The organism is Synechococcus sp. CBW1006, from assembly GCF_015840525.1.
GTDB lineage: Bacteria > Cyanobacteriota > Cyanobacteriia > PCC-6307 > Cyanobiaceae > CBW1002.
In genome coordinates, this window is record NZ_CP060396.1 from 478,375 (window position 1) to 494,479 (window position 16,105).

The 16,105-nt window shown below is 53.6% G+C and carries 6 protein-coding genes and 1 pseudogene; 2 read left to right on the forward strand and 5 right to left on the reverse strand.

Translation table 11 applies throughout. The annotated features are described in order from the left end of the window. The first annotated feature begins 252 nt into the window (after window positions 1–252). A pseudogene (locus H8F26_RS19125) lies at window positions 253–1,433 on the forward strand (ISAs1 family transposase). Window positions 1,434–1,497: 64 nt separating this feature from the next. Continuing rightward, a complete protein-coding gene (locus tag H8F26_RS02300; protein ID WP_197153730.1) occupies window positions 1,498–2,634 on the forward strand; it encodes an IS5 family transposase in 1,137 nt (378 codons plus the stop codon). A 34-nt stretch (window positions 2,635–2,668) separates the two neighbouring features. Here H8F26_RS02300 and istB read toward each other — a convergent pair whose 3' ends face one another. The 5 genes from istB to H8F26_RS02325 form a co-directional block, all read right to left on the reverse strand. Then, the gene (gene istB / locus H8F26_RS02305; RefSeq protein ID WP_231605414.1) at window positions 2,669–3,535 is read right to left on the reverse strand and encodes an IS21-like element helper ATPase IstB; all 867 of its coding nucleotides are present in this window, start codon (window positions 3,533–3,535) and stop codon (window positions 2,669–2,671) included. 470 nt (window positions 3,536–4,005) lie between these two features. Next, window positions 4,006–5,556, reverse strand: a complete 1,551-nt coding sequence (locus H8F26_RS02310; RefSeq protein ID WP_197157156.1) for an IS5 family transposase — start codon at window positions 5,554–5,556, stop codon at window positions 4,006–4,008. Window positions 5,557–5,660: 104 nt separating this feature from the next. Next, window positions 5,661–6,782 carry an IS21 family transposase gene (istA, locus tag H8F26_RS02315; RefSeq protein ID WP_231605416.1) on the reverse strand — a complete coding sequence of 374 codons (1,122 nt, stop codon included), beginning with the start codon at window positions 6,780–6,782 and terminating at the stop codon, window positions 5,661–5,663. Window positions 6,783–7,534: 752 nt separating this feature from the next. After that, the gene (locus H8F26_RS02320) at window positions 7,535–9,562 is read right to left on the reverse strand and encodes an SDR family NAD(P)-dependent oxidoreductase (protein ID WP_197157203.1); all 2,028 of its coding nucleotides are present in this window, start codon (window positions 9,560–9,562) and stop codon (window positions 7,535–7,537) included. 521 nt (window positions 9,563–10,083) lie between these two features. After that, window positions 10,084–15,906, reverse strand: a complete 5,823-nt coding sequence (locus H8F26_RS02325) for a polyketide synthase (RefSeq protein WP_197157204.1) — start codon at window positions 15,904–15,906, stop codon at window positions 10,084–10,086. Between the last annotated feature and the right edge of the window lie 199 nt (window positions 15,907–16,105).

Consider the following 16,105-nt stretch of genomic DNA (forward strand, 5'->3'; position numbering starts at 1 on the left):
CGAGAGGGCCAGTTTTCGTGTCGCCGCCTTGGTTTTGCCGGGCTGGGCCGGTGTTGCCGTTGATCGTGGCGGCCATGACGTCCGCGTCAATTACGTTGGCGGGTTGCTGGAATCCTTGGAAACCCTTGCGGCAGCTGCCTTCTGCCGGTAGCTCTCGCCCTTGATCCCGATGATGTGGCAGTGGTGCACCAACCAGGGCCTATTAGAAGTCTGTCCCTGTAGGCCTGGACCGGTAGCCCCGGCTACGGTGTCGTGCGCGGGAACCGCCCTGCAGCCTTGCCGTCACTCCCTGCTGAGCCCGCCGCCGCTGGCGATCTGATCAGCTTTCTCAAGGCGCTGCCTGATTGCCGCATGCGCCGCGGCGTTCGTTTCCCTCAGTGGTGGATGCTGCTGGTGGCGATCCTGGCGATTCTGAGCAACGAGGGTTCTCTGGTCGGCATCGAGCGGTTTGCCCGACGTCACCGCGAGGTCCTCAACGAGCTGCTGGGCACCGATTTCGGCAAGGAGCCCTCGGATTCCACCTTCCGCCTGCTGCTCTCGCAACTGGACGTGGCTGGCTTTGAAACCCTGTTGCGCCAATGGATGTCGGCCCAGCCCGGCGTCGCTGATGACTTCGACACACTTGTGTGTGACGGCAAGACGCTGCGGGGCTCGATCGCTGAAACCGACTCTGGCGCAGCGACATTCATTGCTCAGGTCAGCCTCTACTCCCAGAGTCTGGGCGTTGCGATCGCCCAGACCACCTACGCCACTGATGCCGGCAGCGAAACCCAGGCATTGCGGCAGCTGCTGGAGGCGATCGAGCTGGAGGGCGTGCTGGTTCAGGCGGACGCGTTGCATGCCAACCGCCCTTTTTCCTGTTCCTCGCCCAGCGCGGTGCCGACTTCTTGATTGCGGTCAAACACGGACGCCGCAAAGGGTTTCGGCTGATCCGTGATCGCCTGACCTACAGCCGCAAGGTGCCCTGGGAAACCAGCCACCATGAAGCTGGCCATGGCCGCGACATCGTCTGGACGCTGCGGGCGATGCCAGCACCAGACTGGGTGATCGAGCAATGGACCGGCAGCGCCACGATCATTGCCGTGTGCAGCCAGGGCATTCGCGATGGCCGGCCCGTCGACGAGACGCGTTACTACGTCACCAGCCTGCGGACCAGCGCAAAAGCACTGCTACGCCTCGTGAGAAACCGCTGGAGCATTGAAAATTCCTGGCACTGGGTGCGTGACGTCGCGCTGCGGGAAGACGCCCACCGCTACCGGGAAACCAACGGCGTTCAGATCGTCGCCATGCTCCGCACCATGGCGATCAACAGCCTGCGGTTGAACGGGATCTGGTCGGTGACCGAGGGCATTGCCGCCTTGGCTCACGACATCAAGGGACTGCTGCGTCTGCTGGGGTGGCGTGCACCAGCAGAGCCGAGCCCTTCTGGATGACTTCTAAGAGTTTGCTGAAAAACCCCGCCGCCTCTGCGAAAATAGGGCAACTGCCCCAGGTTTGATGCGAGGTCAGCAGGAGCGCAGCGGCTCCTTGTTCTCCTACGTCTCGATCGAGGAGCGGATCCCGACCAGCCATCCACTCAGGCGGATTCGCAAGCTGGCGGATCAGGCCCTCGATCGACTCAATCCCACCTTCTGCAGGTTGTATGCCTCAGAAGGGAGACCATCGGTGCCGCCAGAGCAGCTGCTGCTGGCCTCGTTGTTGCAGGCGTTCTACGGCATCCGCTCCGAGAGGCTGCTGCTGGAGCAGGTCCACTACAACCTGCTGTTCCGCTGGTTTGTGGGCTTGAGCCCTGACGATGCGATCTGGCATCCGACCACATTCACCAAGAATCGTGATCGGCTCCTCACTGACGACGTCATGGGGCTGTTCCTGGAGAAGCTGATGGGAGCACCCGAGGTCAAACCGCTGCTCAGTGACGAGCACTTTTCGGTGGACGGCACGTTGCTCCAGGCCTGGGCGTCACACGCTTCCTTGGAGCGGATCGATGGCCAGGAGGATCCTCCGCCTCCGCCCACAGGTCCTGGCGAAGGATTCGGTGCTCCCAAAGAGGGAAAGAAGCGCGCCAAAGGGGACTTTCGCGGCATCAAGCTCAGCAACGAGACCCACCGCTCCAGCACCGATCCTGAGGCACGGCTGGCCCGGAAATCGAATGCCCATCCAGCGCAGCTGAGCTATCGGGGCCATGTCCTCATGGACAACCGCCACGACCTGATCGTCGATTGCCGCGTCACCCAGGCCACGGGCACCGGTGAGCGGGATGCCGCCAAAGAGATGGCAGCAGACCTCACCGGTGCCCACCAGAAGACCGTCGGCGCCGACAAGAACTACGACACCAAAGGGTTTGTCGCTGAGATGCGGCGGATCGGTGTCACGCCCCACGTGGCCCAGAACACGGCCCGCAGCGGTGGCTCAGCCATTGATGGCCGCACCACCCGTCACGTGGGCTACTCCAAATCGATCAACGCCCGCCGGGGGATCGAAAAGGTGTTTGGTTGGATCAAGGCGTTCGGAGGGCTGCGCCAGTTCAAACTGCGCGGTACCGAGAAGGTCGGCGCCGTGTTTGGCCTGCATGTGATCGCCTACAACCTGATCCGCCTGGGCAACCTGCTCAAGCCCGCGATGGAGGCGGCATGAACAGCCCGTTGTCCAGAGGTGTGCCCAATAGGCCTCAACCAATGCCTTGCAGAGAGGCCAACGATGCCGAAATCGGGCTGTTTGCGGCTCTGATAGCCGCCGATCCGTCTTTTTGAGCCGGAAATCCACTGATGCCTGTGGAAAACTGGCTCGTGGGTTGGTTTTTCAGCAAACTCCTAATAGGCCCTGGGTGCACCAACCGGTCCACCGCGGCCACGGTCATCGATCCGCTCGGGAAGATGTCGTCCCACTCCCGGAACGGCTGGTTGCTGGTCACCAGCAGGGATTTCCGCTCGTAGCGGTGGCAGATCAGCTCAAACAGCACCGAGGTCTCCAGTTCGCTGCGGCGCACGTAGGAGATGTCGTCGATCACCAGCAGGGCATAGCGATCGAGCTTCTGGAGCATCGCCGGCAGGTCGTAGGCCGCCTTGGCCTTCTGCAGCAGCTGCACCAGCGTGGTGGCCGGGAAGAAGCGGCAGGCCTGGTCCTGCGCCGCCATTGCCATCGTGATGGCAATGGCCAGGTGGGTCTTGCCCACACCGCTGGGACCAAACAGCAGCAGGTTCTCCGCCTGCAGGAGCCAAGTGGTCTGCCGCGTCAGGCCTTGGAGCTCCTGCCAGTGGTGGGGCTCGAGGTGCTGGTGGTCAAAGCCATCGAGACCTTTCTGCCACGGGAGATGGGCACCGCGCAGCAGGCGTTGCTGGCGGGCAATCTGCCGTTGTTCCAGTTCCTGCTCACAGAGGGCGTAGAGGAACTGGCCCGGGCTCCAGCCCTGGGCATCAGCCTGATCGGCCAGCGGCTGCCAGTGACTGCGGAAGCGCGCCAGTTTCAGCTGTTTGAGCAGGAGCGGCAGCGCCGCTTCCACCGCCGCAGAGCGCGGGCATGGGGACGAGGTGGTCATAGGTAGCCAGCAGGTGTTGGGGGATGGCGGGATCGGGGAGGCTCTGGCAACGGGGAGGAACGCGGAATCGCTGCTGCAGAGCCGACAGCGAAAGGGTCTGGCGGCGTTGGGCCTGCTCCAGGAAGGCGAGCACCAGCGCATAGGAGGCCACCCGCACCGCCACATACAGGGCCTCGACCATCAGCCGGGCAGCGGCGTCACGGTCACCGCCGACCAGGAGTTGCTGCCAGAAGTCCCACCAGCGGGAATCAGGGAAGAGGTAGCGCTGGTAGCGGCAATGGAGCAGGGCCCGGGGCTTGGCCCGCAGGGCATCGATCAGGTGCTCCAGATCGATGCACCAGGCCCGCTTGCCACCAGAGGCGCCATAGAGGGACTCCTGAAAAAGATTCTCGGCCCATCGGCGCCGGATTCGTCCGTTTGCTTCGCGTTAATCAGGCTGGCAAGCGCGGTGACATCAAGTCGGCCAGATCTCAAAAGCATGGCTTGCAGATGCCCTCAGGCGCTCTGATCGCTGACCAGGCCATAAAAAAGCTGTAGATCCACCCAAAAAGAAGGACAAAAAAGAGGCGCAGCAGCCTCAAGACCTTTTCCGCGCACATCACGACAAAGGCCATCGAGATGGAGGATTCGGCACCAGCTGGTAGACGAGCCATGATCAGATCCAGGGAATACTTGCGCTTTCCAGAGCCAAAGACGCCTTCCACTTCATTGCGTCGAGCTTGATCAGATCGGAGCTGGTGCTTGTGTGCAGTGGTGACATCAGGATCCTTGGGCGGGCGACCCAATCGCTTGCCGGAGAGGCGAATACCGTTCCTCGTGCAGAAATGCCTATTCTTGGCCGTGATATAAATCCGGTCGGCGCAGATTCGCTCTGGGTAAGATCCTGTATCCAGCTTGTATTTTTCCGCCTGAGCGATAAGGTCTTCTCCTTCGTTGTAGGGGTTCCAGCTTATGCGGTGCAAGAACGGAAAGCCATTTTGAACCGAAACACTGATTTTGGCTCCAAACTCCACCGCAGCACGTGCTTTGCCTCGCACCATTGGGCGGATATGGGTCTGCACAAGATTCACCAGGCGGTCTGGAATGCTGTTGGTCTGAGAGGCGAGCAGAAGGCCCTGTTGCCGCTCCAACTCGCTGCAGGCCAACAACTTCTGCCACCAATGCCTCTTAAGCTCGGAAAGCCTTGCCCCGCAGCCGATCAGAGCATCAATGGCCTTGAGATTCTGCCGCACATAGCCAAGCTGATGTTTAATGGCAGCCTTCACTTTGCGGCGACGTGGTCGTTTTTGCTTCGCCACTCTCAGGAAATGAGCACGAGCAAGGCCACGGTCGTAGCGAGGTCGATGTCTCCTGAATCCCGATGACTGACTGCACAGATCATCAATGACTCGCTCGGTCGTTGTGCGAGCCTCGTTGAGGAGCTTGAGGTCTCTGGGATAGGTGATGTCGGCTGGAGTGCAACTGGCATCAATCGTGAGAGTGCCCCAATTCTTTCCTTCTGGCCAGTCAGCAGGCTTGATCAACGCATCAAGTTCTAGCTGAGCGCCTCCTCCACTGGAATCACGATCATCATGGTCGTCATCGTCTGCTGCCTGAGCAAGTGCTTCCAGAAGGATCTCTTTGCCGCGCTGCACCACCAGCTCGTTGATAAGGCGCAGATCCTCGTCAGAGAAACGCTTGCGAAAGTGCACCATCATCGAGGCATCAAACGGTGCCTTGGCTGTGTAGCCCGCAAAGCCGAGAAAGAACTGAATATAGGCGTTCTCTCTGATCTGATGGACTGTCTCTTCGTCGGTGAGCCCTAACTTCTGTTTGATGTAGAGAGCACCAAAGGCCATTCTCACTGATTTGGCTGGAGCGCCAATTGTGGCGCTGAATTGAGGGGCATAGGTTTCTTCCAGCTCATCCCATGGGATCAGCCCCTCCAGTTGAACCCAGCGATTCTCGGGATCAAGTGTGCCGCCAAATGGCAGGTGGAACTCCTTGATTGAGATCTGACCGTTATTGTGCCTCCGGTACATATTGAGCGATCAGGAGTAAAGGCAATCACGGATTGCCTGATTCACGGCTACTTTAGCGGTTTCTCATGCTTGAGACCAGCTGCGGCGCAATGGATCTGGATTTTTCAGGAGACCCCATAGAGGCGGGGGAGCTGGCAGACCCAGTCGCTGCCCAGGAACACCACCAGCCGGTCGTGGTGCAGCCGCACCATGACCTGGCGGCCGATCAGGGTGGGCGGCACTGAGTAGATCACCTGCCGCACCTCGATCGTGCTGGTGCTGCGCACCCGCACTGTGAGCAGCTCGTAGTCGGCAAAGCGGAAGGCCGGCAGGGGCCCCAGGTGCTCCAGCTCCTGCTCGTAACGCTGCTGCCGGGGGGCGTTGAGGGCACAGAACACCTCAGCGAGCAGCTGGGCGTATTCGGCGGGCTCCTCGAAATCGCAGCTGCCCCGCAGGATCAGCTTCTGCTCCAGCCGACGTTTCACATGGCCATGGGGAGCCTCGATGATGCCGTTCTCGTGAGCCACGCCGCGGTTATTGCGGCTGGCACTGAGGCCGTAGTGGGCGCAGAGCGCCTGGTGGCGGGGGGTGATGTCGAGGGCGTAGCTGCCATCCCGATTGCGGCTGGCGGCCGACAGTCGATCGGTGCGCAGCTCCTTGGGCACCCCACCGCAGGCGGCCAGGGCGTTCTGCAGCCCTTCTGAAAGGGCGACAAAGCTCTCGCCACCATGGATGAGTTGCCCATAAGCCCAGCCGCTCCAGGCCAGGCGGTAGTGGAACAGCAGGTGGGGAAATGGTTCGCCGCGCAGGGTGATCGTCACCCGTTTCAGCCGGGTGAAATCGCAGAAGCCGATCTCTCCAGGCTGGTAGGCCAGCGGGAACATCACCTCCGGCGCTGGACCGTGCAAGGCCTTCCACTGCTGCACCCGCCGCTGCAGGGTGCGTTTGAGCGAACTCCAGTCTTGATCTGGCTTCTGCTCCTGCAGGTGCTCCAGCAGGGTGGTGGGCGTCAGGGCTGGATGGCGCTCCAGAAGCGGCAGCAACAGGGGCTCCCAGACCTCAGCCAATGGATCGGGCCGCCGCCGGCCACGGGGCTTGGCGGCTTTGGGTTGGAGGCGGCCAGCATCAATGCGGTGGGCACTGCTCACCGAAATGCCCGCCGCTGCGGCAGCCACCTCCTGGCGGCTGCCGGCTCGTCGTTTGGACATGTACAGCGCAATCTGTTGAGCGGTGAGGGGAGCAGGCATGAGCCGGTGCCCTGCGCATGGCAACCGGATTCAGCAGAGCCCCTCAGGAGCGGTCAACCTGTTTGGCGCGACCCCTCAACCAGATTGTCGCCGGATAGCATCCCTTCCGGGTTGTCAAGCGACATCTGCTTTTGGTCCCGCATTGCATCTTTAAAACTGTTGACACCGGGTAGAGCCTGGCGAACTTCTTTATTCGCTCTGCTTTTGGGCTGGGATATGGGATGACTATGACTATGGGCATCGTTCTGCATTCATCCACGCTCTCTCCTTCCCCCGTTCTTGCTACTGCTTACTTGATGTTGCTATATCTCTATATACTGTGAAAACGAGGCGCTCTCCCAAATCCTGTGGTTGTGCACTAGGTACTGTACTCGGACTCCCATCCTTATACACGAAGCCTTTTCGCTCCCCCTGCGGCCGGCCCCGTCTGACGCCACTTATGTGTGTGGGTGGAGGGAGGATACGGGATGAGTATTCAATCGCCGACTTACATCAGACTTAATCGCTGGCTATAAAGACACATCGCTCCTTTGCATGGCACTTTATGGCGGTGGGAATGGTCGCACCACAGAGGACTCCACCATCCTCTCAGAGAGGGCTCTTGAATTCAGCCTCCTCGCAGACGCAGCAGACTAGTGCCGAATTATGGGCTCGATAGATGCAAGCACAACTAGACACAGAACATTCACCATCTCGCATGTGCGGATCTATATGTCTAGGATCTCAAGTCAGAGATAGCTAAAATCATGCCTTTAGTCGATCATGCTTTTCGAATGGGTCATCTCTGAATGAGAGATGGACAAGAGAGGGCTACCGTCTTCTGATGTGATTAGGCCTTCGTAGCAAGCTCTGCTGCTGACAGGATCGAAACTTGATATGCGACCACTCGCTAGATAGTTGCAGCCAAGTACAGGCAATGAGTAGATGTCGACGACGATATTGTTGGGCAGTGCACTAGTCTGATGCAATTCTCGAAGTATAACTAGCGTCATTTGAAGAAGACCATCAAGGAGAGATGGATCGAGAAATCCCTCTGCAGACTGGGGCACACCTAATAGTTCCGATGCACCGTGTGATCTTAAGGTGGAAACAATAACGCCCATCCTTGGCAAAATCAAGGAAGGGCCATTAATTACAGTGAAGACGCCATCATGAAATAGGTATCTATCATAGCATTCTGACTGGCCAATGGTAATTATGTTATCAACATCAAGCTTCTCAGTTGAGAGAGCAGACAACAGATCACTGCTTATGACTGGCCGAGGAATCTCTTGGACATGAGTACGATAAGAGCAACGACTTGAATGGCTATTTCTTAGAGTACAGATTACTGCACGATTGCTTGGGCTGGAGACTTCGTAGAGAAACTCTTGCGGTTCCGAGTTGTCAAAAACTATTCCTGACAGCACTTCTGTCGTTATCCTAAGAACAGAGTCTGGGGGTGGAAGAGAAGTAGTAGCGTTCTCTCTCTGATAGGCTTCAACTGCAAAGACGCAGGAAAGCGCAGCTGGCATTACAGGACGACCAAACTTTTGATGTGACCTAAGGTAAGGTAAATAGTTGGGATCTAGCAGAAATCGATAGGTCTTAGATAACTTTCCTTCAATAGTTAGCATTGAAGACGAAAGTGAGTGAGCCCCAAGATAGGGATATGACTCTGAAATACTGTCAATATCAACTTCCGACTGGGAGAACTTTGATACATCATAAACTCCTGTTGTGATTTCAAGAGGTAGGGTGTAGTCTGTAGTTAAAAGCTCTGCAATGCACTGAGCACCAAGATCAAGGGGGATTGGAATTATTCCTTTGTGAGCAAAGGCGTCATTTACTTCCTTAGTCGCCATCCCCGCCGACGCCCATGGCCCCCAGTTGACCGAATTAATCTTTATGCTTGGGTATAACGAGGCAGACAGCCAACTGCCGGCATTAATAAGCTCATTGGCAGCTGAGTAATCAGATTGACCCAGGTTACCCACTTTCCCCGCAACTGATGCATAATTCAGCACTCTAGTAACTGGATGAGTCTCAACCAACCGAAAAGTAAGTTTGAGAGCGTTCAGCTTAGTCAGCAAGACTCGCTCAAAGCTGTCTTTAGCTTTCTTGTGAACCAATGAATCCTCGATAATGCCCGCCACATTTACAACCGTATCAACTCTCAACTCATTCTGCTTTAGGAAATCAAGGACGATACTGTCACATGATCGATCAAGAAAGTCAACCTTTATGTAGGCAACGGAAGCATAGAGGCTTGATAGCCGCTCAATAGTTGAAATGGCTTCACGTGAAGAACTAATAGTCCTCAGCTCTCTTTCAATGGAAGCTGGAGTAAACTGGTCACCAGCTTCTTGGTGAAGCTCAATCAAATGTGACCTCACTTGAGCAGTTGTACTATCAGGCCGAATCCATGATGGCAGAGTGAGGTCCGATCTTCCAGTAAGAACTAAGGATATATGTTTAGTGCCAATTCTTTCCAAGGCAGAGACGGCTATCCCTCTCGCGCCGCCAATAGCCAGTACACACTTTGGTTGTGAATGAATCTCTGTACGGAGGGGCTGTTCTATGGAGGGCTGGTAGGGTATTATAGCGTGAACATATAGTCCACTGTGACTTATTGTGTATTCGCGTTCGGGCTCTTCAAGTGCACATATAAAGTCTAAATGGCACCTTGTTGTGTCGGAATCAAACTCTTGACGGCAGATGTCAACTACAGTAGGGCGTACAGATTGATACTCAGATACAATTGACTTGATCATCCCTGAAAGGGCAGATACATAGGTCATATTGAACTGCTTAGGCCCTGTGCTGGCATCACTAGGAAGGCATCGGCCAAAATTACCTTGTCCGTAGTGAAGAATAATCAACTGGTGACTTCTACAGTCTTTGCTGAGCGGATACAAAATATTTCGCAAATTCTCAAATGCGGCCCAAAGCGACGTGACGGCATCACTTGGAGAGAACTCCGCTAGACTGTCCAGCTTTTGTCCAAAGGCATCTAAATGTACTACAACAGTGATGCCATCTTGACTATCTGGCTTAGACTCACCAAATACTTGAAGAGCATTGAGCAGAAGCTCAGAGAGGGGCTCCTTAGATGAAGAGTCTATCGATGATGCGTAGAACTGAACATTAGGAGCCCCATTAAATAACTCAGAATAAAAGCCCTGCTTGTCCTCCGGACAAAAGATGACATACGGACGCGTCTTCTTCCCAAGGCATTGGCCAGACCTCGGGGTTGATAGACGATACGAGACACTTTGGAAGTGGGAAAGCTGATGTCTTATTAATTCATCTCTCCCGCTTGTTACTTTCCCGGCTGAAATTCCTCTGCAGCAAGATCAATACTTGTACCTGCACTAAGAGCTGAAGAAATGTACTGGGACACTTCTTTTAGACTTCTAAGATCTCGAGTGCCAGTCTGGATGCTCAGAATCGTTTCAGGGGCAATATCTGACAATGTTGCCATGAAGCCACCCATGACTTCAATTCTCTTGATGGAATCGATTCCAAGGTCAGATTCTAGGTCTTGGTCTGGATCAAGTAGTTCAACAGGGTAACCACTCTTCTCAGATAAGATAGAAGTGAGCTGTGACAAGATGGATCCGGTATCAAGTTGTACCAGTCCTTGCCTTGACTTCCTATCTGTTAGAGCATCTCCATTTGAGGCTAAGAGAGAAGTGGGCTCAGTCGCTTGACTGTCAAAAGTACTTTGTACTGGAGTAGATGGAGCTGGAACCAAGGTATCGATCATCGCCACATTGCCATGGGCATGCGATGAAGGTGCGGGAGATTGAGATTGCTGTTGTTGGACATTGGGTAGAATAGTCGAAGCACTATTGCGGACTATTGTCTGTGCTTCAGGCGAATCCGAACTCAATGAAGTAGGAGATTCGGACAGAGGCGAGCTCGTCACTATCAAAGGGGGACTAGCAAGGGATGCAGGATTATCACCAGATTGATTCAGATATGCTGAAAAGACTTGAGTTTGTGAATCTATCATCATCCGAAGCGTTTCATGATAGGTGCGAAAAGCTTCTAGGCGAAGGCTGCTAACTTCGTTCGGAGGATTCGACTGGTTGGAGAGGTTGAGCTCGTTCATGGGTAAGATTTCGTTGCGGTGCGGATGCAATTGGACAGATTCTAGCAGAGCTGTATCCGCTGAATTAGGCTCGGGGATGTTCTGATTAGTTGACTTGCCTGTCGTCGAGAAGGTATGGTGAACATTGTGTTGGGCACTTTTTTGAACTCTATGTCCCGACTGCCACGAACTAGCTCCATTAATGAAATAACTGAGTCCAGGTTCTCTGCGAATACGCTTCTGCTGGGCTTGATACCCCGAACCTGTATGTCGCAGCATCTGATCTAGCCTTGACCAAGTTAACGTAACACCATAACTCCCAAGGCGCATGATTGAACCGACGAATGAGTCTGTTCCTTGCGGACCATCTAGCGAAAACGCTACAGAACCAGTCGAACTGAGTGATGACTGCACCAATTTAGACAAGACCTTTTTTGGCCCAACTTCGATATACAAGGTACAGCCAAGTCTCTCTGCCTGCTTCACAGACTCGATAAAGTCGACGCTTGAAGTCATGTGATCAGTAATAAGCTTATCAATATTGCTTTCACTCACCGGGCCTGACTCAGGGGATGTACTGAGAATGGCACTGTGAGAATGTGATCGACCCGTCCGTAAATTAAGGATACTCAGGCTATTGATGAATCTATTGTTACACTCTTGCATAAGGATGGAATGAAATGGCTGCTTTGCCTGCATCCGCTGTGATGAGACTCCGTTCATCATGCACGCTGCTTCTACGCGTTCGATATCAGATAGCAGGCCAGATAAAACGATCTGTGATGGAGAATTGATATTTGCTAACGTAAGTGAATGTTCCGCCACATTCTTCAATAGTTCCTTTCCTTGGTCAATGGAACAAAAGAGAATCAGCATGCCATAGCCATCATCACTGTAAGTGCTGACGGCTTCACCTCGAGCCCGAAGTAAGTCAACTAACTCACTGTCTGTCATCCACCCTGTCGCAAATAGGCTGACAAAGTCACCGAGGCTATGGCCAAGTGCTATTGACCAAGGAATCTCCAAATAGTTCAGAATTTCTAGGTAGGCCATCTCTGTGATGGCTAGCAATGACTGTTTCAGCTCAGGAGGCGGAGCAATGCTCTTTTCAGATCTGCTAAACAGATATCGACTCAATACATCTGTTAGTGTAGGTTTGTCAGGTATTAGTTGGAGCAAGAGCTCATGCGAGCGGAGTTGGGTAGCCACCATGCATGTTGATCCCATCCCAGGATAATCTGAGCCCTGCCCTGGAAACAAAAGTGCTGTCTGTCTGGCCTGCTTGAACTCAATTTGTAAGTCTGCTGTTTTCGACTGACATACCAGCCACTGCCTCATGGCATCTGTGTAGCGAGTGGTTTTATTAAGCAGTTCAGAAACAATAGCCAGCTTCTGGCCAATGTCAGCCGCGCTGAGATCGGCTAAGACAATCGCAAAGTCATCAGTACATCCATGCTGATGAGTGCATATGTCGTGGCAGGTGATTGTGTCGGCTATTAGTTGGTTGACAGATGTCAAACACCCATTGACTGCGCACTCTCTTTCGACTTCCAGCGCTTGTGCAAGTGCCAACCTGATGCATTCAGAAAGGCATCCCTGCTTTGCCTTGAAATACAAAAGCCTGTAGCCAGACGGCAGTTGTGGCGAAAGGTCTGTTACATCATTGTTGATAACTGGTTGTGGGACGTACTCCTGCAGTACAGCATGGAAATTTGTTCCCCCAAATCCAAATGCGCTTACTCCAGCCGTTCTGGGCGTGCGCTGATCATTCTTAAGCCAGGGAAGACTGCCAGTAGGTAGATAAACGGCTGAAGAACTTATCACTTCGTCAATTTGTTCTTCAGTTCTGCTATGTAATGGAATAGACTTATGCTTTAAAGCCAAGGTGGCCTTGAGAAGACCGGCTAATCCGGCAGTACTTTTCGTATGGCCGATCAGGGTTTTTACTGAGCCCACTGCGCAGTATGTATTAGGGCTTTTCTGAGCTTCTAAGAATGTAGTCAAAGCTCTGATCTCTGAACGATCTCCAACAGGAGTGCCGGTCCCATGAGCTTCATAGTAGCCAAGCGTCGCTGGATCCACTCCGGCATCTGAGTATGCCCTTGCAAAAGCTTGGACTTGTCCTTGATGTGACGGCGCGGTCATTGTTCTACAACGGCCATCACTGGAACTACCAATACCTTTGATCACAGCGTGGATTGTGTCTCCATCTGCTTCCGCATCTTCAAGTCTCTTTAGGATCAGAATCCCTGCGCCCTCACCTAGCACGATTCCATCGGCTTCATTGGTGAACGACTTGGCTTGACCGGTTGGCGAAAGTGCGTGAGTCTCTGAAAAACAAAAATAAGCAAACGGAGACTGAAGCGTATCAATTGCTCCTACAACTGCCATGCTCGCGTCCCCTTGCCTGAGCTTATTAATAGCTATATCCAAGGCGGCAAGTGATGACGCACATGCAGCGTCCACGGCGCAATTGGTGCCGCCAAAATCAAATCTGTTCGCTACTCTTCCGGCCGACACATTTGGTAGAATGCCGGCAAAGCTGTCGCTAGTCCAAGCTGGTAACTGTCTTTCGATATCGGGATGGCCAGTTAATAGTGGTGCTAGCTCTGCTTGCATTACATATCCCTGTCCAAGCTCGCCGAGGCCACCACTATATCCCAAAACAACGCAGGTAGATTCACGATCGTATAAGCTATCCTTTGAATATCCAGCATCTTGAAGAGCGTCCTTGACGCAGACAAGCGCCAAAAGTTGCGCTGGATCGATTGAGGAGAGTGATTGTGGTGGTATCCCAAACTCTATCGGATCAAATCGAACTGCATCCAAGAAGCCACCCCACTTGGAATGGACTCTATTAGGCACTTTGGGGTCAGCTGAATAAAAGTCCTCAATAGACCACCTGTTCTCTGGGATCTCTTGAATCTGGCATTTTGCGCGCATTACTAAGTCCCAGAACTGCTGTGGACTGTTTGCACCGGGCAGCCTGCAAGACATGCCAATGATTGCTATGTCTAACTTGCCTCTGTTTGCACTTTCTGTCTGATAGCGAGAAGTCTGCGTGACATGTTGCTGTTGAGGGTTTCCGCTTGGGGCTTCCAATCCAGCTTTAATACTCTCATGTAGCTGGCGTATTGTGGTCTGGCCGTTAATTAAGCACACAGCTTCGCCCAGCATGTACATGCCAAGTTCACGTTGAGCTTGGTCGGTAACCTGGACAAGGCCACCTTCGCCTCTTTGTAAGCCCTTGGATGCAAGTCTCAGGCGACCAAGGATCAGCCGGTCCAGCTGATTAGAGATTTCTCTGACGGGCACCTGAGCTCTTATCAGCTCATCACGTATAGCATTAAACTCGCGTGAAAAAGCAGTATCAGCACATCTGCTCTGATGCCCCGGAGATGTTTCGAGAAACACAGTTCTGGCGCATTCTAGTGAAACCTTCTGGTATGTACTAGTGATGGCCCTATCCTCAATTATCTCTCGAGTTGCCAGATAAGCGGAGCCAACCAGCAACCCATAGTTTGTACCTGCCTTCACCAAGTCGTCTAACATGTAGGCAGCAAAAGCTGCCGAGGTCTGATCATGGATACCACCTGCAAGGACTAGACACACTTCTCGCCTTACGACCACACTCTGCTTAAGGACAGCTTTGATGGATCGTTCCCAAAGATTTAGTGAGCTGAGTGGACCGATGTGTCCTCCACACTCTCGCCCTTCAAGAATAAAGTCTCTCCATCCCTCCTTGATGAACAGCTCCAGCAATTCAGGTGTTGGCGCATGAATGAAAACACGAAGGCCATTGGTGGCGATCTCCTTTGCTTGTGCTGGTGTTCCACCGGCCAGGATGCAAAAGCTGGCTCTAGATCGTTTTAGGACAGCAATCTGAGACTGTAAATGAGTAGAATCAATAAACCCAAGCAGGCCAACTCCCCAGGGCATTCCTGGAATCAACTCTGCTGTCTTGATCAGAATCTCCTCCAGTGCTTGGTCTGTCAACATAGCGGCGGCTATTGTCGGCAGAGCACCTCCCTTCGCGACGCTAGAAGCAAACTCGGCATTATCACTCACCCGAGACATCGGGCCTTGAATGACTGGATACTCTACGCCAAACTGCTCAGCAATGGAATTAGCCTGAAGCTGAGACGAATGCCTATTTTGTGTGATCGTTCGGTAAGAAGAAATAACTCTGCCAATGGTTAGGCATTCGGAAGAGTAGTCTTTCGCAAGATCAATTCCCTCTCCAACGGGGAATGTCCCCTCGCTACTCCAGGTCGCAATTTCCTTTAGCCGAGAAGTCTCTACTCTGCTTCCAAAGAAGTGTTCTGAAGACTCCTTCCCGGGTTTGATAATGCATCTGACTTCTACTGTATCGTCCTCGGCTGATCGGATGACAATAGACTGTCTGCCGTTCACCCTGCTAAGGGCAAGCTTAGTGCGCTGCGGGAGATAGCTATCTTGAAGAAGCAGGATCTGTTCGTCGAGTATGATAGAACGGATCCCTTGGCTTTTGAGGGCAGAGAATGAAAGAAGCCCTACTGGGCCGGCTGCAATTAACCTGCAGTCTTGAAGACAGCCTAGAGCCTTCTGAAACAGAATGTACTGAGAATCGCGTCCGCATAATCCTCCCGACTCGTAGCCCTCGAGGATCGCGCAAGGATCGTTCTGTTGTTCCCATGGAAACCTGGCATATTGTTCTACTTCCTGAATGGAACCAATCCTCGGGATTGGATTCATGCTTTTGAGCTCTATGGCTTGTTCTCTACTGATTCGGTGCCATGGGATGATTGCCCGCAGCGGACTGCTAGACGGTACTTCTAGCTCCCGAGTCAGCTCCTGCAACACTTTAGCAGTTTCAAAACTGTTGCAGGACACAGCAGAAATGCCAGTTCTGAATCTAGTGAGATATTGCTTCCAGATCTCCTCGAGCTGGTGTTCAAAACCAAAACTTTCAAAGCATATAGACGCTCCTGCTGCCACTACCTTCTCACAGGCTTTAAGCCAATCTCCAATTGGGCGAATCGTAACGAAAACCTGGTTGGAGTTTTTCATATGTACACTTATGAAGAAAGAGAACAACGCCTTGATGCGCTAGGTCGAGATCTCAGATGTCTAGCAGGATCCCCGTATTGACAACACTAGCCATATTAGCGAGCTTCCGGAGGTGGTGAGGTACAAACAGCTCTTCCTGACGAAGGTACGCTAGGCCCGCATAGTGATGGATGCTACAGCAGATGTGGCAGCAGCACGT